At 48.8% G+C, this 2381-nt stretch carries 3 protein-coding genes and 1 pseudogene; 1 reads left to right on the forward strand and 3 read right to left on the reverse strand.

The annotated features are described in order from the left end of the window. A pseudogene (locus tag RTY00_RS18725) lies at positions 1-358 on the forward strand (hypothetical protein); the annotation flags it as partial. Positions 359-796: 438 nt separating this feature from the next. On the opposite strand, the gene RTY00_RS18730 reads toward RTY00_RS18725, so the two are convergent. The 3 genes from RTY00_RS18730 to RTY00_RS18740 form a co-directional block, all read right to left on the reverse strand. Next, entirely contained in the window at positions 797-1549 is a 753-nt protein-coding gene (locus tag RTY00_RS18730; protein ID WP_312665445.1) for a phosphatase PAP2 family protein, read from the reverse strand. A 9-nt stretch (positions 1550-1558) separates the two neighbouring features. After that, positions 1559-2167 carry an undecaprenyl-diphosphatase gene (locus RTY00_RS18735; RefSeq protein ID WP_312665446.1) on the reverse strand — a complete coding sequence of 203 codons (609 nt, stop codon included), beginning with the start codon at positions 2165-2167 and terminating at the stop codon, positions 1559-1561. An 18-nt stretch (positions 2168-2185) separates the two neighbouring features. Beyond that, on the reverse strand, positions 2186-2381 hold a 196-nt coding region (locus RTY00_RS18740), incomplete at its 5' end, for an ATP-binding protein (RefSeq protein ID WP_312665448.1).

The raw sequence follows: 2381 nt of genomic DNA on the forward strand, positions 1-2381 counted from the left end.
AGCGGTGATCGCGGCCAATCCGGCTATCTATATCGCCACCGGTTCAGCAGCGCCCAGCGAACCCGGCTTTTTGCAGCTCGGACCGCAAGTGGATGCCGCTGCCGCGCGAGCAAGCTTCCTGCATGCCCTTTCCAATGATGCGACCGTTTCGGTGTTATCGGCGGTACAACAGCAGCGCGCCTATGCGTTTTGGCAGAACTTTTATATGAGTCCGTGGCACCTGCTGGCGGCGGAATTTTTTGCCAAAACGTTTCATCCCACGCTTTTTCACGATATCTCACCGGAAGAGACGTTAGAGGAGATGAATCAACAGTTCCTGCCGCTGCCTGAAACGGGAACTTATTGGACGCATAATTAACAAGTTATGGGTGTTTTTTCCGTTGCGCGTCATTTGATATGTGAAACGGTCGCCATGAATGGCGACCCTACAGATTTCGTAGGGTGCGCATTTATGCGCACCTGGCCGCCATCAACGCAATGTCTACAAATTTCCGCCACCTCACTCATCAACCTAAGGTTCACTTAATCTTCATTAATGAAAATAGCCTCACCTTAAGAGGAAATTTCGATGAGATTGATGATGTCCCGACCATTCAGTGAATATGCGGCGGTTGCGGTTAGCGCGTTCGCCGTGGTGAGTTTTCTCACCCTTTGGTTCTCTGCCTAAAAACGCCACGCTGTGGCGTTTTTTTTTGCCGGCATGAGTTACATGACAAATTTGTCATCCTCCCCTTTCCTTTCTGTTCGGTGGGCTTCGATAAACTGGCGCAAATGAAATTATCGCTTTGAGTAACGCTTAGAGAGATGGCGCTTTTCTTCTGCTTTCCTCCCGGCACAGAAAATAAACCGCTGGAAGACTCAAATAAAACGCAATCATGATTGAGGTAAAGAGATCGCCGGGCCAATGCATCCCCAATAAAAGACGGCTGGTGATCACGCCCATCGCCCACAGCATGATGATCGTGGCCAGCAGCGTTTTCCCGCGCGCGAGAAGTAAACTCACCGCCATCAGCGCCCAGGTGGCAGCAAACGCCGTATGCCCCGATGGAAAAGCTGAATCGGTTTGATTTAGCCAATGCTGCTTCTGCCACTGCGGGATAACGCTGATTCTCTCTAACCGCTTACTCAACATCGCCTGCCGCTCTGCGCTATCCACCTGATAAAAATGACGGTCTATCTCGCTGTCTGTTTGGCTCAACCACACTATATAAGGCCGTGGTTCAGGCGTAGTTCTCTTAATCATATTCACGGCTAACTGTCCCAAAATAATCGGCAGTAATAGCACCACAGCATATTTAAACCATTCGGCTTTGCGAATGCGCAATGCATAGATCAGCGCACCCACCAACAAAGCGGCGGTAATGATGCCATAAGGTCGTGAAACAGTTTGTGTCAGCAGATAAAAGCCAAAAAGCCCCGCTGATTGCTGGCTGGCATTCCAATTCCAGTGCAGCACCCATGCACTGAGCGGAATACCAAACAGCACCGCACAACAGACAATTAATAAGAGATAGGGATTGCGAATAATTCGCCTGGTTTCAATCACCATGATAGCTACTCAGCTTTTTTCCCGGTTAATCCGCAGATGACCGAAGAGAGAATTGTTCAGTCGATAAAGGTGAGCAAAAAGCGGTTCTAAACGGTTTTCTGCTTTCTTCACGCCCCAGCAACACAATAACGCTACCGTGATTGAACCAAGCATATCGGCCGGGAAATGCACGCCCATATAAATACGTCCCCAGGCGATAAACAGACTCAGCAACAACAGGCTCAAGCCAGCCTGTATTTTTCTGCTAAACAGCAAACTGAAGGTAATGGCGCAGGCCAGCGTCATATGATCGCTGGGGAAAGAAGCATCAGCAGCATGACTAAGGAAAGTGTGGCCAATCGGTACCATAAACGGCCTTGGATGCGGGAAGAAATAACCGATAACCATATTTACGCACAATGCCACGATGCCAGCGGTAAGCGCCTGCATTGCCACGCGTTGATTCTCGGGTTTAAAGCTAAACCAATAGACCAGCAAGCTCAGCGGGAAAATAAAAATTAACCAGGAGGCGCAGATATTCCCTAATGTCAGTAATAAACTCGAGGCATGAGCCGGAGCGTTAATCATAAGAAAGAGCGAGTCATTAATATTCTCTGCTGTCTCTGAGGTGAGAATCATATTTATTCCTTGTGAAAATTAAAAAAGTGGTAAAGCAATGCTCACCTTCAGCCCCGTCGCGGAGGACGTTGCTGCAGTGAGCTTCGCTTGCCCTTTCATGCGCGTCACAATGGCGCTGACAATAGACAATCCCAAACCAGAGCCAGAAATATCGCTTCCTTCAATGCGATAAAATGCGTCAAATACCCGTTCTCTTTTATCAACAGCAATGCCC

This window comes from Pantoea sp. CTOTU49201 (genome assembly GCF_032054795.1).
Lineage (GTDB): Bacteria > Pseudomonadota > Gammaproteobacteria > Enterobacterales > Enterobacteriaceae > Pantoea > Pantoea symbiotica.